Consider the following 21,666-nt stretch of genomic DNA (forward strand, 5'->3'; position numbering starts at 1 on the left):
CTCCGTCAACCCACCCATGCTAAGTGTCCCCCCTGCGCTCCGTCTGTGCCTTCCAGCACCCTGCGACGCACGGCACACGGGCAGATCGGGCCAGGGGCACGTCCGGATGGCGGAATACCGGCGGATACCCTGGAGGAGTGACGTTCCCGGTAGTCGGTATGGTCGGCGGCGGCCAGCTCGCCCGCATGACCCACGAGGCGGGCATCCCCCTCGGCATCAGATTCAAGCTCCTCAGTGACACCCCGCAGGACTCGGCGGCCCAGGTCGTGAGCGATGTCGTCATCGGCGACTATCGCGACCTGGAGACGTTGCGTGCCTTCGCGCGCGGCTGTGACGTGATCACCTTCGACCACGAGCATGTACCCATGGAGCACCTTCGGGCCCTGGAAGCGGACGGCATCCCCGTCCGCCCGGGGCCCGACGCTTTGGTGCACGCCCAGGACAAGGGGGTGATGCGCGCCAAGCTCGACGAGATCGGCGCCCCCAGCCCCCGCCACCGGATCGTGAGCGATCCGGACGACGTCGCCGCCTTCGCGGAAGAGGTGGGCGGCTTCCCCGTCATCCTCAAGACCGTGCGGGGCGGGTACGACGGCAAGGGGGTGTGGTTCGTCCGCACCCACCAGGACGCGGCGGCCCCCTTCAAGGCGGGCGTCCCGGTCCTCGCGGAGGAGAAGGTCGATTTCGTCCGCGAGCTCGCGGCGAACATCGTCCGCTCCCCGCACGGCCAGGCGGTGGCCTACCCCGTCGTCGAGTCCCGTCAGGTGGACGGCGTCTGCGACACGGTGATCGCCCCGGCCCCGGACCTCTCGGAGGCCCTCGCGGGCGAGGCCCAGGCCCTCGCCCTGCGCATCGCCAAGGAACTCGGCGTGACCGGCCACCTGGCCGTGGAGCTGTTCGAGACCACCGACGGCCGGATCCTGGTCAACGAACTGGCGATGCGCCCGCACAACAGCGGCCACTGGACCCAGGACGGGGCCGTCACCTCACAGTTCGCCAACCACGTACGGGCGGTCCTGGACCTCCCGCTGGGCGACCCGCGCCCCCGCGCCAGGTGGACGGTCATGGCGAACGTGCTGGGCGGGGACTACCCCGACATGTACGCGGCGTACCTGCACTGCATGGCGCACGACCCCCAGCTGAAGATCCACATGTACGGCAAGGACGTGAAACACGGTCGCAAGGTCGGCCACGTCAACACCTACGGCGACGATCTGGACGATGTGCTGGAGCGCGCACGCCACGCTGCCGACTACCTCAGAGGAACGGTCACCGCATGAGCACCACCTCCGCAGCCCCCGTCATCGGCATCGTCATGGGCTCCGACTCGGACTGGCCCGTCATGGAGGCGGCCGCCCAGGCCCTGGACGAGTTCGAGATCCCCTACGAGGTCGATGTCGTGTCCGCCCACCGGATGCCGCGCGAGATGATCGCGTACGGGGAGCGGGCCGCCGACCGCGGGCTGAAGGCGATCATCGCGGGCGCGGGCGGAGCCGCCCACCTGCCCGGCATGCTCGCCTCGGTCACCCCGCTGCCGGTCATCGGTGTGCCGGTACCGCTGAAGTACCTGGACGGCATGGACTCGCTGATGTCGATCGTCCAGATGCCGGCCGGGATTCCCGTCGCCACCGTCTCGATCGCCGGGGCGCGCAACGCGGGTCTGCTGGCCGTACGGATGCTGGCCGCCCACGACACGGAGCTGCTGGCCCGCATGAACGACTTCCTGCAGGAGCTCAACGACCAGGCCACCGAGAAGGGCAAGCGGCTGCGCACGAAGGTCGCGAGCGCGGAGTCCTTCGGGTTCGGCAAGTGAGCGCGGCGCAGCGTCTGGACGAGGCGCGCGAGCTGTTGGCCGAACACCCCGTCGTGGACGGCCACAACGACCTGCCCTGGGCGCTGCGCGAGCAGGTGCGCTACGACCTGGCGCGCCGGGACATCGCGGGAGACCAGTCCGCCCACCTGCACACCGACATCCCCCGGCTGCGCGCCGGCGGGGTTGGCGCCCAGTTCTGGTCCGTCTACGTGCGTTCCGACTACGCCGGTGACGAGGCGGTCAGCGCCACCCTGGAGCAGATCGACGTCGTCTCCCAGCTGATCGACCGTTATCCCGGCGACCTCGTGCGGGCGCTGACGGCGGACGACATGGAGGCGGCCCGCGCCGACGGCCGGATCGCCTCGCTGATGGGTGCCGAGGGCGGCCACTCCATCAACAACTCGCTGGCCACCCTGCGCGCCCTGCACCAGCTGGGTGTGCGGTACATGACGCTCACGCACAACGACACGATCGACTGGGCGGACTCGGCCACCGACGAGCCCCGGCACGGCGGCCTGAGCGACTTCGGCCGCGAGGTCGTCCGCGAGATGAACCGCGTCGGCATGCTGGTGGACCTCTCGCACGTCGCGGCGACGACGATGCGGGACGCGATCGAGGTGTCGGCCGCTCCGGTGGTCTTCTCGCACTCCTCGGCCCGGGCGGTCTGCGACCACCCGCGCAACATCCCCGACGACGTGCTGGCGATGCTGCCGGCCAACGGCGGGGTGGCGATGGCCACCTTCGTGCCGAAGTTCATCCTCCCGGCGGCCGTCGAGTGGACCCTGGCCGCCGACGAGAACCTGCGGGCGCACGGTCTGCACCACCTGGACACCACCCCCGAGGCGATGGCCCTGCACCGGGCCTTCGAGGCGGCGCGCCCGCGCCCGGTGGCCACGGCCGCGACGGTGGCCGACCACCTGGACCACATGCGCGAGGTGGCCGGCATCGACCACATCGGCATCGGCGGGGACTACGACGGCACGGCCTTCACCCCGTCCGGCCTGGACGACGTGGCGGGCTACCCGAACCTCGTCGCCGAGCTGCTCACGCGCGGCTGGTCCAAGGCCGACCTGGCGAAGCTGACCTGGACCAACGCGGTGCGCGTGCTGCGCGACGCGGAGTCGGTGGCCCGCGACCTGTCGGCTTCCCGGGGGCCGTCGAACGCGGTGCTCCGGTAGCGGACGCGGTGCCCGGCGGGCGCGGTGACAGGGTGTGACCTGCGGGTTCACTCGAACGCTGCGTCCGCCGGGCGGCCCTGCGCTCCCGCGTGTCACGGTGGCACCATCTCTCCCTGCTGCCGCCGAGACCGGAGCCAATGCCATGGCCGACCTGCAGGATGAACCCCACTCCGTGGGCATCGGAGCCGAAGACCTCCCCGCACCCGCGGTAGCGGTGGCGGCGGGCGCCCTCGACCGGGCCGTCGCGCTGCTGGCCGTCCATCCCGTGGCCGACGGGTGCAACACCCTGGTCTGGACCCTGCACCAGAGTCCGTACCACGACATCGAAACCTCCGACACGGGCGTGGACACCGACATCCCGCGGCTGCGCGCCGGGGGAGTGGGGGCCCAGTTCTGGTCCCTGCTCGTGCCGTCGGCGGGGGCGCGTGAGGACGCCCCCGGTGACCAGGTGCTCTCCGACACGCTGGACCAGATCGACACGGCGCTGACCCTGATGCGCCGCTACCCCGACAGCCTCTGCCTGGCCCTCAGCGCCGACGACCTGGCGGACGCCCGCAACCGGGGCCGCATCGCCTCGTTCCTGGGCCCGGTCCCCGGCCGCACGCTGACCGACTCCCTGGGCGCGCTGCGCGCCTTCCACGCGCTGGGCGTACGGATCCTCGCACCCGCGGGAGCGCCCTGGGCGCAGGAGGAGCTGACGGCCTTCGGCCACGAGGTGGTCCGCGAGGCGAACCGGCTGGCGATCCTGCTGGACCTCACGGGCTGCCCGCCGCCGGTCGCCTGCAGGCTCGCGGGAGCCTCCAAGGCCCCGGTGATCATCTCGAACACGGCGGCGGCCTCGCTGAACCCGCATCCGGGCAACGTGACCGACGAGGTCCTGGCCGCGCTGCGCGAGGCCAACGGCCTGGCGATGGTCACCTTCGACACCGCGCGCACCGGGGACTCCCTGCACGCGGTGGCGGACCACCTGGACCACGTACGGGCGATCGCGGGCCCGCACGGCGTCGGACTCGGCGCTGCCTTCGGCACCGGACCGGGCCACCCCCGCCCGACGGGCCTGACCGACCCCTCGGGCTATCCGCGGCTGATCGCGGAGCTGCTGGAGCGCGGCTGGCCGGAGTCCGAAGTGGCCCTGCTGACCTGGGGCAACGCCCAGCGTGTCCTGCGCGACGCGGAGTTCACCTCCCGCGCCGCCCAACACCGCCGCTGATCCAGCCCCGCCAGGGGGCACCTCCCAGCGGTAGCCGGGGGAGTTTGAGGCGCGGGTGCCGGGGCAGCGCCCCGGCAACGGCGCCGCACCGGCACCCGGGATCCGCACCCCACCCCGGCCCGCGGGCCCGGCCCGCGGGCTAGGCCCGCGGGCGCCCCATCGCCCGGTAGGTCCAGCCCGCGGCCCGCCACTTCACCGGGTCCAGCGCGTTGCGGCCGTCCAGGACGAGCCGGTCGGTCACCACACCGGCCAGCTCCGCCGGGTCGAGGTCACGGAACTCGCGCCATTCGGTGAGGTGCAGGACGACCTCCGCGCCCCGGGCCGCCGCCAGCGCGGAGTCCGCGTAGCCGAGGGTCGGGAAGACGCGGCGGGCGTTGCCCATGCCCTTGGGGTCGTAGACGGTGACCTGGCCGCCCTGGAGGTGGATCTGCCCGGCCACGTTCAGCGCGGGGGAGTCCCGTACGTCGTCGGAGTCCGGCTTGAAGGTGGCTCCGAGCACGGCGACCCGCTTGCCGAGGAACGACCCGCCCACGGCCTCCCGGGCCAGCTCGACCATGTGCCCGCGCCGGCGCATGTTGATGGAGTCGACCTCGCGCAGGAAGGTCAGCGCCTGGTCCGCGCCCAGCTCACCGGCGCGCGCCATGAAGGCCCGGATGTCCTTGGGCAGGCAGCCGCCGCCGAAGCCGATCCCGGCGCGCAGGAACTTCGCGCCGATCCGCTCGTCGTAGCCGATCGCCTCCGCCAGCTTGACCACGTCGCCGCCGGCGGCCTCGCATACCTCCGCCATCGCGTTGATGAAGGAGATCTTGGTGGCGAGGAAGGAGTTCGCGGCGGTCTTCACCAGCTCCGCGGTCGGGAAGTCGGTGACCACCAGCGGGGTCCCCTCCGACATCGGCGTCTCGTACACCTCGCGCAGCAGCTTCTCGGCGCGCTCGCCCTGGACGCCGATCACGATCCGGTCCGGGTGCAGGGTGTCGTCCACCGCGAAGCCCTCCCGCAGGAACTCCGGGTTCCAGGCCAGCTCCACGTCCGCGCCCGCCGGGGCCAGCTCCGCGAGCTTCACCGCGAGCCGCTCCGCCGAGCCCACCGGCACCGTGGACTTGCCGACCACCAGGACCGGCCGCGTCAGGTGCGGGGCCAGCGAGGCCATCGCGGAGTCCACGTAGGACATGTCGCAGGCGTACTCGCCGTGCTTCTGCGGGGTGTTCACACAGACGAAGTGGACGTCGCCGAAGGCGCCGACCTCCTCGAAGGAGGTGGTGAACCGCAGCCGGCCGGTCGAGCCCGGCAGCCCGGCCACGTGCTTGGCCAGCAGTTCCTCCAGCCCGGGCTCGTACATCGGGACCCGGCCCGAGGCCAGCATCTCGATCTTCTCGGGCACCACGTCCAGCCCCAGCACCTCGAAGCCCAGCTCCGCCATCGCGGCGGCGTGGGTCGCACCGAGGTATCCGGTGCCGATCACAGTGATCCTGAGGGGGGCCATGGGTGCTCCAGAGGTGCGGGGCCGTTTGCGGCCACTGAGCATAGTCGGGCCCACCAGCGGGGACGTTCCCCAGGAGACCACCGCTGTCACCCATCTCACGTGGCCCGTCCATATCGCCATCCGTGACCGGACCACTAGGCTTGGGTTACTTAACGGTAGTTAGCATCACGCATCACCCTGGGGAGTGAGAGATCTTGGCGGGTTCTGCCGACTTCGACCTGTACCGTCCGGCCGAGGAGCACGACATGCTCCGCGAGTCGGTCCGCTCGCTCGCCGAGGCGAAGATCCTGCCGTTCGCCGCCGCGGTCGACGAGGAATCCCGCTTCCCGCAGGAGGCCCTGGACGCCCTGGTCTCCAGCGACCTGCACGCCGTCCACGTGCCCGAGACCTACGGCGGCGCGGGCGCCGACGCCCTCGCCACCGTGATCGTGATCGAGGAGGTGGCCCGTGTCTGCGCCTCCTCCTCCCTCATCCCGGCCGTGAACAAGCTCGGCTCGCTCCCGGTGATCCTCTCCGGCTCCGAGGAGCTCAAGGCCAAGTACCTCGGCCCGCTGGCCAAGGGCGACGCGATGTTCTCGTACGCGCTCTCCGAGCCGGACGCGGGCTCCGACGCCGCCGGCATGAAGACCCGCGCCGTGCGCGACGGGGACTTCTGGGTGCTCAACGGCGTCAAGCGCTGGATCACCAACGCGGGCGTCTCCGAGTACTACACGGTCATGGCCGTCACCGACCCGGAGAAGCGCTCCAAGGGCATCAGCGCCTTCGTCGTGGAGAAGAGCGACGAGGGCGTGTCCTTCGGCGCCCCGGAGAAGAAGCTCGGCATCAAGGGCTCCCCGACGCGCGAGGTCTACCTCGACAACGTCCGGATCCCGGCCGACCGCATGATCGGCGCCGAGGGCACCGGCTTCGCCACCGCGATGAAGACCCTGGACCACACCCGCATCACCATCGCGGCCCAGGCGCTCGGCATCGCCCAGGGCGCCCTGGACTACGCCAAGGGCTACGTCCAGGAGCGCAAGCAGTTCGGCAAGCCGATCGGCGACTTCCAGGGCGTGCAGTTCATGCTCGCGGACATGGCCATGAAGATCGAGGCCGCCCGCCAGCTGACCTACTCGGCCGCCGCGAAGTCCGAGCGCGTCGACGGCGACCTGACCTTCTTCGGCGCCGCGGCCAAGTGCTTCGCCTCCGACGTGGCCATGGAGGTCACCACGGACGCCGTCCAGCTCCTCGGCGGTTACGGCTACACCCGTGACTACCCGGTGGAGCGCATGATGCGCGATGCCAAGATCACCCAGATCTACGAGGGCACCAACCAGGTCCAGCGGATCGTCATGGCCCGCAACCTGCCGTAGCCGGCATCTGACCTGCAGCGACGCGAACTCCCCCGGCACCGGGCCGGGGGACGTTCGCGCAGGGGGCGGCGGGCTAGGCTGTGCGGCTGTCAGCCGTAGGCGCGCAGGTGGGGCGGAAGCAAACATGTTCACGGAACGCCAGATATCGGCAATGCTCGGGCAGATCGCCCGCCAGGACGTCGTCGAGATCGGCCCGGAGCAGGCCGCCGGCCGGGTGGCCGCCCTGGCCCACGTCGCCGAGCAGTACGGATACGCGTACGACCGGGCGTACCGGACGGGGCACAACGACATGCAGATCCTGGTGCGGATGTACCGGGACCCGCACCCCGACGCGCGAGCCCGCGAAGCGGCGACCATCGCCGCCCACCCGCAGGCCGGCAACGGCGGGACGGTACCGGGCTTGCGGCCGGGGACGGTCAAGCCGCTCCCCGAAGCGCAGGAGGCCGTGGCCCGGCTGAAGGACCGGATCATGCTCGACGCCCTGGCCCAGGCCGCGGACAAGCGGCAGAAGACGATCGCCTGGGGATCCGTCGGGGTCCTGGTCCTCATGCTGCTCGTCCTCGGGATGCCGGTCGCCGCGCTGGCCGGCGGCGCGGCGCTCGCGGCGTTCCTGGCAGGCGCCTTCAAGATGGGCGCGATCCGCCGGCAGCGGATCGTCCAGCGGCTGACGGATGCCGGGTTCGTCCCGGTGCGGGACGAGACCGGCAGGCAGCGCTTCCTGGAGCCGGGCCGGCAACTGCCCGGCCACGCCAATCCGTTCGCCTCCTGACAAGGCGAACAACACCGTCATTTCATGACACATCGAGTGCGTGAACCCGCGGGTGCGCGCACCGGTGGACACATCCGGCTCCGGCCTTGGGACGCCCCCCGGATGGGCTAAATTTGGACCTTCGTACGCCGGAATCGGTTGGGGAGAACGCAATGACGGAAGCGATCCTGCTGGTCGGCGGACAAGGGACGCGCCTGCGCCCCGTGACGGTGAACACGCCCAAGCCGATGGTTCCCACGGCCGGTGTCCCGTTCCTCGCCCACCAGATAGCCAGGGCCGCCGCCGCCGGTGTCACGCACATCGTGATGGCCACCTGCTACCTCGCCGAGGTCTTCGAGCCCTACTTCGGCGACGGATCCGCATTCGGCCTCAGCCTCGAATACGTGGTCGAGGACGAGCCCCTCGGGACCGGCGGCGCCATCCGCAACGCCGGAGCGCGCCTGACCGGCGGCCCGGACTCCTCCGTCCTCGTCTTCAACGGCGACATCCTCACCGGCCTGGACATCGCCGGTCTGGTCGAGTCCCACGAGGCGGCCGACGCCGACGTCTCCCTGCACCTGGTCCGGGTCGACGACCCGCGCGCCTTCGGCCTGGTCCCCACCGACTCCGAGGGGCGGGTGCTGGCCTTCACCGAGAAGCCGCAGACCCCCGAGGAGATCATCACCGACCAGATCAACGCCGGCTGCTACGTCTTCCGCCGCAGCGTGATCGACTCCATCCCGGCCGGCCGCCCGGTCTCCGTCGAGCGGGAGACCTTCCCCGGCCTGCTCGCCGCCGGGGCCAAGCTGCACGGCGTCACCGAGAACACCTACTGGATGGACCTCGGCAAGCCCGAGTCGATCATCCAGGCCTCCGCCGACCTCGTACGCGGCGTGGTCTCCTCCCCGGCCGTCCCCGGACGGCGCGGCGAGTCCCTGGTCCTGCCGGGCGCCGAGGTGGCGGCCGGGGCCAAGCTGTCCGGGGGCACCGTCGTGGGCACGGGAGCCCGGATCGAGGCCGGCGCGGTCGTCCAGGGCTCCATCGTCCTCGACGGCGCCGTCATCGGCCCGGACGCCCAGGTGAACGCCAGCCTGATCGGCGCCCGCGCCTCGGTCGGCGCACGGACCGTCCTGGACGCCGCCGTCATCGGCGACGGCGCTGCCGTGGGGGCCGACAACGAACTGCGCAGCGGCGCCCGCGTGTGGTGCGAGGCGCAGCTGCCCGCCGCCGCCATCCGCTTCTCCCCGGACGCCTGACGGGACGCCTGACGGGACGCCCGACCGGACGTCCGGTCCCGGTCCCGGTCCGGGGAGGGGAGTACGGCCGACCGGCCGCACTCTCAGCGCCGTCAGTTGCCGCGGACGGTGACCTTCTCGTCGTTCTGGATCTGCTTCACCAGCTGCTGCACCTTCGCCTTGTCCCAGACGAGGTTGCCGCCGCGCTGGCCGGAGATCGGCATGTTCATCGACACGCCGTCACCGCCGTTGACGCCCTTCATCGCGAAGAACATCTGGCCCATGTCGTACAGGCCCATGTCCTTGTCCACGATGAGGGTGTCCAGGCCCGCGCCCAGCATCGGGTAGAGCGCGAACGGGTTGAGGATCGTCGACGGCGTCGCGGCCTGGCTCGCCAGCGCCGACAGGAACTTCTGCTGGTTCTTCGTCCGCTGCAGGTCGGACTCGGCGAAGGCGTACCGGGTCCGTACGAAGGCCAGGGACTGCTCGCCGTTCAGGGTCTGCTTGCCGGCCTTGAAGTCGGCGCCCGACTTCTCGTCCTTGAAGCCCTCCTCGATGTCCAGCTCCACACCGCCCAGCGCGTCCACGATGTTCGCGAAGCCGGCGAAGCCGATCTCCGCGTAGTGGTCGATGCGCAGGCCCGTGTTGTGCTCCACCGTCCGCACGAGCAGCTCGGGGCCGTCCTCCGCGTACGCGGCGTTGAGCTTGACCCGGCGCCCCTGGGCGGGGAACGTCTTGCCGGACTGCGAGCCCACGAAGGACGGGATCTCCACGTCCGAGTCGCGGGGCAGCGAGATCATGGTGTTCCCGCTGGAGCACTTCGCCAGGATCATCATCGAGTCGGTCCGCTTGCCCTCGGCCGAGCCGGTGTGCAGCTTCTTCTTCTCCTCGGCGGTCATCCCCTCGCGGCTGTCCGAGCCCACGATCAGGTACGTCGTGCAGTCGCCCTCCTTCGGGCGCTCGATGACCTTGGAGAGGTCCACCTCGCGGCGCACCTTGGAGTCGGCCCAGAAATAGGTGGCGACCGAGGTCACCAGCAGCGCGGAGACCAGCACGATCGAGCCGACCTTGATCCGCTTGCGCCAGTCCGGGGCGGGGCCGGGCGCCCGCCCGGGGCGGCCGGGTCCGGACGGCCCGCCGGGGCCTCCCGGTCCGCCCGGCCCGCCGCCCTGCGGCGCCCCGTAGACCTGGCCGGTGTTGTAGCCGCTGTCGTAACCGCCGTACGTGTCGTGACCGCCCGCCTGCTGCGGGGGTACGCCGTACGCCGGCGGCGGGCCCGCCGGGCGCTGCGGGCGCGGGGGCTGCGCGGGCCGAGGCTGCGGCTGCGGCTGCCGCTGGATGTGCCGCATCCGCTGCACACCCTCGGGCTGCGGCTGCGCGCTGCCGCGCCCGTACGCGTCGTCACGACCTTCTGGCCAGTCATTCATGCGCCCAAGAATGCCTGCCCGGGTGCCTGCTCCGACAGCCCGGTCCGTATTCCGTACCGCTGCTGTTGCAGAGCTGATGCCTCCATGAGCCAACTCGGGGGTGTCTCGCCGGTCGGGCCGGGCTCGGGGCGCCCGGCCCGCACGCTCGCCGCGTTCTCGTCGGTCGCCGACGCTCCGTGTCGACTCCCTCCTCGGCCTCGCGATCCTCCCCTCGGCCCCGGCGGGCCTGGGGATGCCCCATGGCACCGGCCACCGCTCCCTGATCCGGCCCGCCCGGCAAGACACCCCTAAGGTGTCCGTATGACACAGATACCGGGCGAGCTGCCCGGGAAGCCCACCGCAGCCTCCCGGACGACCCTCAGCCACATCATGACCGCCAACGACACCAACCTCCTCGGAACGGTGCACGGCGGCGTGATCATGAAGCTCGTGGACGACGCGGCGGGCGCCGTGGCCGGCCGCCACTCCGGCGGCCCGGCGGTCACCGCCTCCATGGACGAGATGGTCTTCCTCGCGCCCGTGCGCGTGGGCGACCTCGTCCACGTGAAGGCCCAGTGCAACTGGACCGGCCGCTCCTCCATGGAGATCGGCGTACGCGTCCTCGCGGAGCGGTGGAACGAGTCCACCCCCGCCACCCAGGTCGGCACCGCCTACCTCGTCTTCGCCGCGGTCGACGCCGACGGCAAGCCCCGCGAGGTCCCGCCCGTCCTCCCGGAGACCGAACAGGACGAGCGGCGCTACCAGGAGGCCCAGATCCGCCGCACCCACCGGCTCGCCCGCCGCCAGGCGATCATGGCGCTGCGCGAGGAGCGGGCGGCCCAGGGCTTCGACGACTGACGACCTGCTCCCCGCAGAGCACCCGGTCCCGGCAGAGCACCTAGTCCCCGCAGACCACCTGGTCGCCGGTGACCACCCCGAAGGTGCCCTGGTACGGGTCCTCGGCGCGCACCGGCACCACCTTGCGGTAGTCCGCGCCCGCGACCACCAGCACCGTCCGGCCCTGGCCCGCCACCGCCCGCAGCTCGCTGCCCGGCAGCGCGGTCGCCACCGACCGGGCGGAGCGGTCCCAGCGGGGGTCGTACGTGATCACCGTGCGCTTGACCTCGCGGCTGGCGCCGTTGCCCGGGGCCTGGGTGGTGTCGAAGCCGGTGGCGCGCAGCGCGGCGTCGACCCGCCCGCCCAGGCCGTCGATGCGGGTGCCGTTCTCCACCTGGACCCGGATCTGGCGCGGGGGCACGTCCACGGGCACCGCCGCGGGCGGGCCGCCGCCGGCCTTCCCGGGCCGGGCGGGGGCCAGCGGCCGGTCCTCGCGCAGCGCCTCGAACAGCTTGGCCGCCTTCGGTTCGTCCCACTTCACGGTGGACCCGATGCCCTTGACGGGGAAGGAGGGGCTGCCGATGGGCACCGAGGCGAACTCCGAGGAGGACGGGGTGAAGTCCCGCATCGCCTGCCCGAGGGCCAGCATCTGCTCCGAGCCGAAGTCCTTGTCGGCCCGCACGGAGCCGAGGAGGGTGGAGCTGACCTCCTTGAACTTCACCGGGTTCAGCAGCACCCCGCCCCCGGTCGCCTGCTTGATCAGGGCGGCGATGAACCGCTGCTGGCGCTGCATCCGGCCGAGGTCGGAGGCCCCGTCGACGTGGCGCGAGCGCACGTACTGCAGGGCCTGTCCGCCGCTGAGGCGGTGGCTGCCCGGCAGCAGGTCGAGGCCGGTGTTGCGGTCCCGCATGGTCTTGGCCGTGCAGATCTCCACGCCGCCCATCGCGTCGACCGTCTTCATGAAGCTGGTGAAGTCGACCTCCAGGTAGTGGTCGATCTTCACCCGGGTCATGTTCTCCACGGTCCGCACGGTCAGGTTGGGCCCGCCCTCCGCGTACGCCGCGTTCAGCCGTACGGGATGCGCCTTGTGCGCCTTGCCGGTGACGAGGTCCCGGTGCGCGGGCACCTCGGCGTAGCTGTCGCGGGGCAGGCTGATCACACTGGCCCGCTCCTTGTCGGCCGACAGGTGCACCAGCATGATCGTGTCCGTGCAGTGGCAGGGCGCGCCGCCCAGGCGGTACTCGCGCTTCTCCTCCGGGGAGATCTTCTCCCGCCCGTCGGTGCCCACCAGCAGGAAGTTGAGGCCGTGTCCGGCCTGCGGGCGGTTCTTCATGTCCTTGAACGGGTCCACCCGCTCGATCCCGGTGTCCAGGCCGGTCATCACGGCGTGCCCGACGGCCCCGGAGCCGAGCACCGCCACCGACAGTCCGGCGGCGAGCCGTACGCCCCACCGGGGTCGCCCGTCCCGGTGCCGGGCGGGACCGCCTCCGCCCCGTCGGGCGCGCGGCGGCCGTGGCGGCCCTTCGGGACGGGCGGGACGGTGCGGCTGGGGCACGGTGGACACCTCCGCGGGGGCAGCAGGGAGACCGGTCGGGGCTGGCCGGCCGGATCAGCTGATTCGGCAGAACAGTAGGCCCATACGATCAGCTGCTGTCCTTACCGGTCGCTCGGCGCGCACCCGGTTCCCCCGTACGCGGTAACGTGACACCGATACCCGACCGTGAAGGACCACATGCCCGCCCAGCAGCCCGCAGTCTCGGTGATCATGCCGGTGCTCGACGAGGAGCACTACCTCCGCGATTCCGTCCGCCACATCCTGGAGCAGGAGTACGCGGGCGAGATGGAGGTGGTGATCGCACTCGGGCCGTCCACGGACCGCACCGACGAGATCGCCGCCGAACTCGTCGCCGAGGATCCCCGAGTCCACACCGTCCCGAATCCCACCGGCCGGACCCCGGCGGCGCTCAACGCCGCCATCAAGGCCTCGCGCCACCCGATCGTGGTACGCGTCGACGGTCACGGCATGCTGTCGCCGAACTACATCGCCACCGCCGTCCGCCTCCTGGAGGAGACCGGCGCCCAGAACGTCGGCGGCATCATGCACGCCGAGGGCGAGAACGCGTGGGAAGAGGCCGTCGCCGCCGCGATGACCTCGAAGATCGGTGTGGGCAACGCGCCGTTCCACACCGGCGGCCAGGCGGGACCGGCCGAAACCGTCTACCTCGGAGTCTTCCGCCGCGAGGCGCTGGAGCAGCAGGGCGGCTACAACGAGGAGTTCATCCGCGCCCAGGACTGGGAGCTGAACTTCCGCATCCGCGAAGCCGGCGGTCTGATCTGGTTCTCGCCGGAGCTGATGGTCCAGTACCGCCCGCGGCGCTCCGTCAAGGCGCTGGCCAAGCAGTACAAGGACTACGGGCGCTGGCGGCACGTGGTGGCCCGCTACCACTCGGGCTCCATCAACCTGCGCTACCTGGCCCCGCCGACCCTCGTCTGCGCGATCGCCGCGAGCGTGGTCGTGGGCGCCGTCACCCCTCTGGGCTTCGCCCTCCCGGCCGGCTATCTCGCGGCGATCACCGCGGGCTCCGTACCGGCGGGCAAGGGGCTCGGGATCAAGGCCCGGGCCCAGATCCCCGTGGCCCTGGCGACCATGCACCTGAGCTGGGGCTTCGGCTTCCTGACCAGCCCGCGGGCCCTGGCGAACAAGGTCATCGCGAGCCGCCGTCCGGCCGTGCACCGGGACTCCGCGCAGGTCTGAGACGTACGAAGGGGCCCGGCCCGGAGGCTGCGTACCGTCGCAGCCGCCGTGCCGGGCCCCTTTCGCGTGGGCGCTACCAGGTGAAGCCCGGCTGGACCGCCATGCAGGCGCCGTCGTTGTCGCCGTTGAGCGCGTGGGCCGAGGTCGGGGCCACGGTCGGGGCGGGCGGCGGCGGGGTCGGCGCGGTGCCGGTCCGCCAGTCCTTGCCGATGAACAGGGTGATCCCGGGGACCTCCTCGGACTTCTGCACCGAGGTGGCGGGCAGACCGAGCGCGGTGGCCACGGCGCCCGCGTCGGCCGCCTGGGCGTCCGTGGCGTAGCGGACGACCGTGGTGTCCTCGGCGCCGGTCTGGGTGTCGGCGGTGGCCTTGGTGAAGCCCTTGCCGGTCAGCACCGCGGCCACGTCGTTCGCCCGGTTCTTGACCCGGGTCTCGGCGCCGTCCTTGCCGCCCGTGGCGTTGCGGACGGTGACCGCGATCTTCGCGGGAGCCGCGGCCGGGGCCGTGCTCGGAGCCGTACTCGGAGCCGTGCCGGGAGCCGTGGTCGGGGTGCCGGGTGTGCCCGGGGCCGCGGAGACGCCCGGTGAGGGGGACGCGCCGCCCTCCGGGGTCCCGGAGCCCTTGCCGTCGAGCGCGATGTCCTCGCGGATCATCCGGAACACGGCCTCGGCCTCGCCCGCCATGGGCTCGACCCGGCCGTCCATGCCGGGCTTGGTGCTGTACACCCACGGCATGGTGGTCATGGTGATCCGGCCCGGGGGCACCTTCTTGAGCTCCATGCTCAGGTCGTACAGCTTGTCGATCTTGTTCAGGCCGTTGTCCACGACCATGGCCTCGATCGCCGCCTGCGCCAGGCTGTTGAGCTTCACCGGGTTGGTGAGCTTGGCGTTCTTGCGGAACTCGCGGGCCATCGACGTCATGTACTGGTGCTGGGCGTGGGTGCGGCCGATGTCCGTGCCGTCCTCGAAGCCGTAGCGGGTGCGCAGCCACTGCAGGGCCTGCTCGCCCTGGATGACGCTCGTGCCCTTGGGCAGCTTCAGGCCGGAGCCCTTGCCCTCACGGGTGCGGGAGTGGATGTTCTCCTCGACGCAGACCGGGACGCCTCCGATGGCGTCCGCCATCGAGACCACACCCTTGAAGTCGATCATCATGAAGTGATCGATGGGGATCTTGGTCAGCTCCTGCCAGGTGGCGACCGTGCAGCCCGGACCGCCGCGCTGCAGGGACTCGTTGGTCTGTACGAGGCCCTTGCTGGCGGCGTGCACCTTGCCGCCCGGCTCGGTGCACTTGGGCATCATCAGGATCGTGTCGCGCGGCATCGAGACCACCGACATGTTGCTGCGGTCCGCGGACAGGTGCAGCAGCATCTGCACGTCCGCCAGCGGCGGGCCGCCGAAGGTGTCCGTGGCCCCGCCGAGGGACTGGTTGGCCTCGTCGTCGCGCGCGTCGGAGCCGATCAGCAGGATGTTCAGCGGGGTCTGCCCGAAGGCGTTGGGCTTGGAACCGCCCAGCTTGGTCTCACCGAGGTTCAGCTCGTCCGTGTGGATGCTGCCGTTCAGATGGCGGTAGTACAGGTACCCGGCGGCCGCCGTCCCGAGTATCAGCAGGGACAGCACGGAGGCCGTCCAGCGCAGCACGCGCCGCCGGCCCTGTCTGCGGGTGGGCCCGCCGCCCGCCCGGCGAGCCGCACCGGAGCCGCCCCGCTGTGGGGGCACCGTGCCGGACGCGCCCGCCCCGCCGCCGGATATCTCCCCGGCGGCCTGGGCGTTCGCCCCCTCCCCTCGCACGCTGCTGCGCCTCACACGTCCCCCTCAAGATCCTTCTTGGTCAACGGAGTGCCGGTGTCACCGGCAGATTCCTGCTACTTGGCGCAGATCGCCTTGTCGGCCTGCGCCTGCTGCACGTCCTCGGGCAGCTGCTGGGGCACCGGGGCCGCCAGCGGGGAGCCCGGCTGCTGGAAGTCCGGACCCAGCGTCAGCTTCATCGGGGTCTTCGCCGGGGCGTCCGCCGTCCCCACCTTCAGCGCGGTCGCGGGCAGGCCCATGATGTCCGCCAACGCCCGGGCCTGGTCGGCCTGGTTGGGGGCGTACTCCAGCTGCGTGGCGCCGACCTTCGCGGGCGCGTTGCCGACGTTGCTGGCCCTGGGCACACCCTTGCTGTTCTGCAGCCAGTTCAGCGTGGTGGAGGCGGAGCCCTTGGGGCCACCGCCGTTGTAGATGCTCACCCGTACATCCGCCGCGGCCGCGCGGTTGCCCTGGAGCAGCGCGTCCTGCTTGGCCTTCGCGTCCGCGTCGGCCGCCTCCTTGGCGGCCTGTTCCTTCTTCTCGACCTCCGTGAGCGAGACGTCCCCCCGGATCATCTGCAGCAGCGGATCGGCCAAGGTGTGATCGACGACGACGGTCGCCTTCTTGCCCTCCGGTTCGGCCGGGTTGTCGAGCACCGGGAGGGTGGTGAAGGTGATGTTCTTCGTGTCGATGCCCTTCAACTCACCGGCCAGATCGGTGAGTTTGCCGATGGACCCGATCCCCGAGTCCACCCCCAGCGACTTGGTGGCGGCCTCCGCGAGGGAGAGGAACTTCTTGGGGCTGGTCAGCGTCTCCTTCGACTTCATCTCACGCATCATCGAACCCAGGAACTGCTGCTGGATCCTGATCCGGTCGAGGTCGCTGTTGTTGCCGAAGCCGTGCCGGGTGCGCACGAAGGCGAGGGCCTGTTCGCCCTCCAGGCGGTGTTCGCCGGCGTCCAGCTTGAGGTGGGAACCCTCTTCGTCGTTGACGGGCTTGGCCAGGCACACCGGTACTCCGCCGACCGCCGTGCTCAAGGTCTTGACGGCGTTGAAGTCGGCCATCATGAAGTGGTCGACCTCGATGCCGGTGAGTTCCTTCACCGTTCGCATGGTGCAGCCCGCGTCGCGGCCCTCCTGGCCCAGGCTGGTGTTGAAGCGGGTGCCCTTGGAGGGGGCGATCGTCTTCGTCGATCCGTCCGGCTGTTTCGTCGGGCAGGCCGGGATGTTGGTGATCAGGTCGCGGGGGATGGACAGCGCGGTCGCGTTGGTCCGGTCCTTCGAGACGTGGAACAGGATCGTGGTGTCGGCGTGGCCGACGCTGTCCTTGTCCCCGTAGCTCTCGTTGCCCGCGCCGGTGCGCTTGTCGGTTCCGATGACCAGGATGTTGATCGGCTGGTCCTTCTTGAAACCACCGGTGCCCGCGCCCGCCACGTCGGTGACGCTGAGGTTGCCGTTCAGGTGGTTGTAGTAGAGGTACCCCGCCACGGAACCGCCGACCAGCAGGAACGCCAGCGTGCCCCCGGTGATGACCAGCGCCTTCTTACGGCCTCCGCCGCCGAGCTTGCGGGAGCGTCCGCCGCGCCGGCCGCCGGGCGGCGGGTCGCCGCGCCGCGGCCTCGGCACACCGGGGGAGGGGGCGGTAGGGGCTGAAGGAGCAGACGGCGATCTGCGGGGCGCGGTGACCTTGGGCCGCGCTTGCGCGGCGGAGTCGGCCAGTCGCAGTTCGTAGTTGCCGGTGCGGGGATTGAGTACCCACTGGTCTGCGGGGTCGATCTCGTCCGCCCGCCCACGGCTTTGCGCATCCACGGTTGCTCGAATCCTCCGTCGGTGCCTCGCGACGCGCCTCCCCCAGGCGCACGGTCAACGATCCGGCTGCTGGTGCCCGCGTCTGGTCCGGCCGGGCACCGGATCGCTCACCCTATCCGCCCTGTTCGGCGGCAAACCATGCTGGTGACAAATTCCACTCCCCTTATAACGGGGTGAACCACCCATCCCACTCGGTTCGGGCACCGGCTTTTGGGATTGCTTTACCGGCAGTCGGCGTTACCTGCAGTGGTTCCGGTGAAAGTGGGGACGGGTACCTGAGGTGTGACGGTTCCCTCGTCGGTGGAATCCGTGTCCGAACCGGGCTCCGTGCCCGCCCCCCGGCCCTCGGCCGCGGCCGCGCTCGGCGAGGGCTCCGGCGGGGCGACCGTGACCGGCTTGTCCATCCGCAGCTGCTGGAACAGCCGCTCCGCGTCGGGCTCGACCAGCTCGTCCCGGTTCGGGTCGGGCGCGTACGGCTTGCGCGGCACCGTCAGGAACTTGACCTGATCGGTCGGGATGTCCCGCATGCCCCGCACGAGTTCGTACAGGCCGCGCAGCGAGGCCAGTCCCGGGTCCGTGGTCACCGAGGAGGTCGCCGCGTCCAGCAGCGGGTACAGCCGCGCCGGATTCAGCAGCACCCCGTTGCTCTGCACCTTCTTGACGAGCGAACCGAGGAACTGCTGCTGCCGGTCCATCCGTTCGGTGTCGCTGCCGTTGCCCAGACTGTGGCGGGCGCGGACGTAGCCCAGGGCCTGCTCGCCCCGCAGGGTCTGGCGCCCGGCGGCGAGCCGCAGCTTCGCCTCGGCGTCGTTCACCGGTTCCTTGAGGCAGACCTCCACCCCGCCGATGGCGTTGACCATCTTCTTGAACCCGCCGAAGTCGATCACCATGTGGTGGTCGACGCGGATCCCGGTCAGCTTCTCCACCGTACGGATCGTGCAGGCGGCCCCGCCCCACTGGAACGCCCAGTTGAACTGCGCGAACCGCTCGGCGGTGCGGCTCCCGTCCACCTGCCGGCAGGAGGGGATGTCCGTCATCAGGTCCCGGGGAATCGACACCGCGGTCGCGCTCCTGCGGTCCTGCGGCAGGTGCAGCAGGATCGTGGTGTCCGAGCGCTGGGTTCCCCCGTCCTGCCCGTACTTGGCGTTGTCCCGCCCGGAGCGCGAGTCCGAGCCGATCAGCAGGATGTTCTGAGCCCCGGTGCCCAGGTGCGCCGGGCGCTCGCGCTCGTAGCGCCGCAGCTCGGCCGCGGCCGAGGTGTCCTCGGTGATGTTCCCGTCGAGCTTGTTGTAGAGCCACCAGCCGGTGGCCGTACCCGCCAGGACCAGGAAGGCCGCCCCGAGGCCGATCCAGCGCAGCAGCCGGCGCCGGCGCCCGCGGATGCGCGGGGGCCGCCCCGCGCCCCCGGCCGCGTCGGTGCCGCCCGGTATGCCTGCGCTGTCCGTCACTGGCGTCCGTCCCCTCGCCGCTACGACTGCGGGCCGTCGGCCGTACGGGTGAGCACGGCCACTGCCGATGCTGCCCCCGGGGCGCCGGAGCAGCCCGGGGACGGGTGCCTGTCTAGGGCCATGCGGGTGACAAATCGCCCGTACCTGCCTTTCACCAGTGTGAGTGACAGGTGAGTGACAGGCCTCCGGGCGGCGATCAGACGGTGTGGGTGACGCGCTCGCTCTCGCTGCGCTGGGCCAGCCCGGCCGCCGGGAGCCGGTCCAGGTTCCGGCACAGCACCACGGACCCGCCGGCGGCCAGCGCGGCGTAGAGCCCGGCCGAGAGCCCGTCCCAGGTGTCGTAGCCGAGCCCGGTCAGCACCCGCGAGCCCTCGCCGAGGCCGAGCTTCGCCGCGTCCTCGCGGGCGCGGGCCACCAGCGCCGTGTGCGTGAGCTCCTCGCCGCCGACGACCAGCGCCGGGCCCTCGGGATCCACCGGCGCGAAGGGCGCGAAGCGGTCGCCCTGCCCCGGCACCTCCACCGCGTAGTCCGCGAACCCGGCCGGCGGCTGCGGGAACCGGCCGCCCAGCGGCCGCAGCGCGAGCGCCACCCGCTCACCGCCGCACGCCAGGGCCCGCTCCAGGGTGTCCGGCCCGCTGACGACGAGATCCGCGTCCGCCGGATCCCCGCCGACCTCGGCGACCACCCCGACGGAGGCGCAGGCGAGCAGCCACACCGCGCTCTGCCAGTGCGCCGGGAGCATCAGCGCGAGCCGGTCCCCGGGCTCGGCCCCCAGGTCGCCCTGGAGCAGATTGGCGGTCTTGGCCACCCAATTGGCGAAGGTCGCGACGGACAATTCGACGCGCTCGCCGGTGGCATCGTCGTAGAAGGTGACGAGCGGGCGGCCCGGATCGGCGGCGAGCGCGGATCGCAGCAGGTCGGCAGGGGTGCGGTCAGTGGCGTTCACCCGGCACAGCGTACGCGGGCCCGTCCCCCGTACGGGGGCCGTCGGCTCCTCCGTACGGGGGAGGGGTACGCGCGGCGGGCCGGACGGAGCGTCAGTTCTCGGATGGCGCCCGGCGATCCGCGTGCTCACCATCCTTTTCATGCGTGGATTCCTTGCTTCCTCGATCGGCGTCGCGACGGCCGCCGTACTGGCCCTGCCCCTCGCGCTCCCCACCCCCGCCCTGGCCGAGACCGCCCCCGTAACCCCCGCCGGGTCCACCCAATCGCTGCCGCTCGTCCCGCTGGGACCCTCGGCGACGCGAGCGCCCGGAGTACCCGGAATGAGCGCCTCCCCGAGCCGCCCCGAGACGCAAGGTCTGACCGCACGCGAGGTCAAGACGTTCTCGCTGGTCGGCGTGGTCTGGGACGACGCGGCCACCGAACTGCACGGCCGGGTCCAGGTGCGGACCCGGTCCACCCGGACCGCCACCTGGTCGGACTGGCAGGACGTCGAGACCCACAACGGCGAGCACGCCGCCGACCCCGACGCGGCGGAACGCGGCTCCGGCCGGATCCGCGGCGCCACCGCCCCGCTGTGGGTGGGCGAGTCCGACGCCGTGGAGGTCCGCGTCCAGGCCGAATCCGGCGCCCCGGCCACCCGCGCCCCCTCCCGGCTGCCCACGGGCATGCGGATCGAGCTCGTCGACCCGGGCGCGGAGACCCCGGCCGCGGGCTCCGACGGCAAGAACACCGGCCCCGACGGCGACGGCAAGGGCGAGGTGGCGGTGCCCGCCATGACGATGGAGACGGCGGAGTCCTCCGCCGCGAACGTCCCGCACGCCTCGCTCGGCGCGAACGAGATCACCGCACTCGACAAGGCCGACTCCACCGCCGACGCGGTCTTCGCGAGCGACGGCGAGCTGACCGCCGCGGCCGCCCCGTACATCGGTCCGCGCCCGAGGATCGTCACCCGCAAGGGCTGGGGCGCGGACGAGAGCCTGCGCGAGTCGGGCTTCGTCTACACGAGCACGGTCAAGGCGGCCTTCGTCCACCACAGCGCCTCCGGCAACAACTACGCCTGCAAGGACGCCCCCGCGGTCCTGCGCAGCCTGTACCGCTACCACGTGATCAGCAGCGGCTGGCGGGACTTCGGCTACAACTTCGCCGTCGACAAGTGCGGCACGGTCTACGAGGGCCGCGCGGGCGGCGTCTCCAAGGCGGTCCTCGGCGCGCACACGATGGGCTTCAACACCAACAGCATGGGCGTCGCGGTGCTGGGCACCTTCACCTCCTCGGCCCCGCCCGCGGTGGCGGTCGACGCGGTCGCCCGCCTCACGGCCTGGAAGCTCGGCCTCTTCAGCCGCGACCCGCGCGCGAAGACCACCCTGACGTCGGGCGGAGGCAACCGCTACCCCAAGGGCAAGAACGTGTCGATGAACGTCATCTCCGGCCACCGGGACGGCTTCGCCACCCAGTGCCCGGGCACGAAGCTCTACGGCAAACTGGGCGCCACCCGCAAGGCCTCGGCAAAGCTCCAGGGCCGCCCGTAGCCTCCGGCGGTCGCAGGTTGGACACGCGCGGCCCCGTCCCCGGGCCTCGGCCCCTGTGGGCTCCGCCCCGGACCCCGATCTTTCAGCCCCTCCGGCGTTTGAGGAGCGGGGTCCGGGGCGGAGCCCCGGGGGAGACGCG

The 21,666-nt window shown here is 71.8% G+C and carries 17 protein-coding genes; 10 read left to right on the plus strand and 7 right to left on the minus strand.

The window, feature by feature from the left end; translation table 11 throughout:
* Positions 1-137 precede the first annotated feature (137 nt).
* From ACFY0D_RS34750 to ACFY0D_RS34765, 4 genes are all read left to right on the plus strand, one after another.
* A complete protein-coding gene (locus ACFY0D_RS34750) occupies positions 138-1,277 on the plus strand; it encodes a 5-(carboxyamino)imidazole ribonucleotide synthase (protein ID WP_390801902.1) in 1,140 nt (379 codons plus the stop codon).
* Positions 1,274-1,810, plus strand: a complete 537-nt coding sequence (purE, locus tag ACFY0D_RS34755; RefSeq protein WP_301370556.1) for a 5-(carboxyamino)imidazole ribonucleotide mutase — start codon at positions 1,274-1,276, stop codon at positions 1,808-1,810. The genes ACFY0D_RS34750 and purE overlap by 4 nt, the downstream gene beginning before the upstream one ends.
* Positions 1,807-2,988, plus strand: coding sequence for a dipeptidase (locus tag ACFY0D_RS34760; RefSeq protein WP_390801903.1), 1,182 nt, complete (start codon positions 1,807-1,809; stop codon positions 2,986-2,988). The genes purE and ACFY0D_RS34760 overlap by 4 nt, the downstream gene beginning before the upstream one ends.
* 142 nt (positions 2,989-3,130) lie before the next feature.
* Positions 3,131-4,198 (plus strand): membrane dipeptidase, encoded by a 1,068-nt coding sequence (locus ACFY0D_RS34765; protein ID WP_390801904.1) that lies wholly within the window; start codon positions 3,131-3,133, stop codon positions 4,196-4,198.
* Positions 4,199-4,337: 139 nt separating this feature from the next.
* Here ACFY0D_RS34765 and ACFY0D_RS34770 read toward each other — a convergent pair whose 3' ends face one another.
* A complete protein-coding gene (locus tag ACFY0D_RS34770) occupies positions 4,338-5,681 on the minus strand; it encodes a UDP-glucose dehydrogenase family protein (protein ID WP_390801905.1) in 1,344 nt (447 codons plus the stop codon).
* 194 nt (positions 5,682-5,875) lie between these two features.
* Between ACFY0D_RS34770 and ACFY0D_RS34775 the strand changes: the two genes are divergently transcribed.
* The 3 genes from ACFY0D_RS34775 (at position 5,876) to ACFY0D_RS34785 (ending at position 9,037) form a co-directional block, all read left to right on the plus strand.
* The gene (locus ACFY0D_RS34775) at positions 5,876-7,033 is read left to right on the plus strand and encodes an acyl-CoA dehydrogenase family protein (RefSeq protein ID WP_327735737.1); all 1,158 of its coding nucleotides are present in this window, start codon (positions 5,876-5,878) and stop codon (positions 7,031-7,033) included.
* Between the two features lie 124 nt (positions 7,034-7,157).
* Positions 7,158-7,802, plus strand: coding sequence for a hypothetical protein (locus ACFY0D_RS34780; protein ID WP_390801906.1), 645 nt, complete (start codon positions 7,158-7,160; stop codon positions 7,800-7,802).
* 152 nt (positions 7,803-7,954) lie between these two features.
* Entirely contained in the window at positions 7,955-9,037 is a 1,083-nt protein-coding gene (locus ACFY0D_RS34785; RefSeq protein WP_390801907.1) for a sugar phosphate nucleotidyltransferase, read from the plus strand.
* 92 nt (positions 9,038-9,129) lie between these two features.
* Here the strand turns inward: ACFY0D_RS34785 and ACFY0D_RS34790 are convergent, their stop codons facing one another.
* On the minus strand, positions 9,130-10,443 hold the full coding sequence (locus ACFY0D_RS34790) for an LCP family protein (RefSeq protein ID WP_390801908.1): 1,314 nt from the start codon (positions 10,441-10,443) through the stop codon (positions 9,130-9,132).
* Between the two features lie 300 nt (positions 10,444-10,743).
* Between ACFY0D_RS34790 and ACFY0D_RS34795 the strand changes: the two genes are divergently transcribed.
* Positions 10,744-11,280 (plus strand): acyl-CoA thioesterase, encoded by a 537-nt coding sequence (locus tag ACFY0D_RS34795; RefSeq protein ID WP_389124612.1) that lies wholly within the window; start codon positions 10,744-10,746, stop codon positions 11,278-11,280.
* A gap of 40 nt (positions 11,281-11,320) precedes the next feature.
* Here ACFY0D_RS34795 and ACFY0D_RS34800 read toward each other — a convergent pair whose 3' ends face one another.
* The gene (locus ACFY0D_RS34800; RefSeq protein ID WP_390801909.1) at positions 11,321-12,814 is read right to left on the minus strand and encodes an LCP family protein; all 1,494 of its coding nucleotides are present in this window, start codon (positions 12,812-12,814) and stop codon (positions 11,321-11,323) included.
* 177 nt (positions 12,815-12,991) lie between these two features.
* On the opposite strand from ACFY0D_RS34800, the gene ACFY0D_RS34805 reads away from it, so the two are divergent.
* Entirely contained in the window at positions 12,992-14,014 is a 1,023-nt protein-coding gene (locus tag ACFY0D_RS34805; protein ID WP_390801910.1) for a glycosyltransferase family 2 protein, read from the plus strand.
* A 73-nt stretch (positions 14,015-14,087) separates the two neighbouring features.
* On the opposite strand, the gene ACFY0D_RS34810 is transcribed toward ACFY0D_RS34805, so the two are convergent.
* From ACFY0D_RS34810 to ACFY0D_RS34825, 4 genes are all read right to left on the minus strand, one after another.
* Entirely contained in the window at positions 14,088-15,815 is a 1,728-nt protein-coding gene (locus tag ACFY0D_RS34810; protein WP_390801911.1) for an LCP family protein, read from the minus strand.
* A gap of 59 nt (positions 15,816-15,874) precedes the next feature.
* Positions 15,875-17,605: an LCP family protein gene (locus tag ACFY0D_RS34815; RefSeq protein ID WP_390801912.1), complete on the minus strand. Its 1,731-nt coding sequence runs from the start codon at positions 17,603-17,605 to the stop codon at positions 15,875-15,877.
* 221 nt (positions 17,606-17,826) lie between these two features.
* Positions 17,827-19,053, minus strand: coding sequence for an LCP family protein (locus ACFY0D_RS34820; RefSeq protein ID WP_390801913.1), 1,227 nt, complete (start codon positions 19,051-19,053; stop codon positions 17,827-17,829).
* Positions 19,054-19,249: 196 nt separating this feature from the next.
* Positions 19,250-19,999 carry a TIGR03089 family protein gene (locus ACFY0D_RS34825; RefSeq protein WP_390801914.1) on the minus strand — a complete coding sequence of 250 codons (750 nt, stop codon included), beginning with the start codon at positions 19,997-19,999 and terminating at the stop codon, positions 19,250-19,252.
* A 139-nt stretch (positions 20,000-20,138) separates the two neighbouring features.
* Between ACFY0D_RS34825 and ACFY0D_RS34830 the strand changes: the two genes are divergently transcribed.
* Positions 20,139-21,527, plus strand: a complete 1,389-nt coding sequence (locus ACFY0D_RS34830) for a peptidoglycan recognition protein (protein ID WP_390801915.1) — start codon at positions 20,139-20,141, stop codon at positions 21,525-21,527.
* Positions 21,528-21,666 lie beyond the last annotated feature (139 nt).

This window comes from Streptomyces sp. NPDC001502, from assembly GCF_042894785.1.
GTDB lineage: Bacteria > Actinomycetota > Actinomycetes > Streptomycetales > Streptomycetaceae > Streptomyces > Streptomyces kutzneri.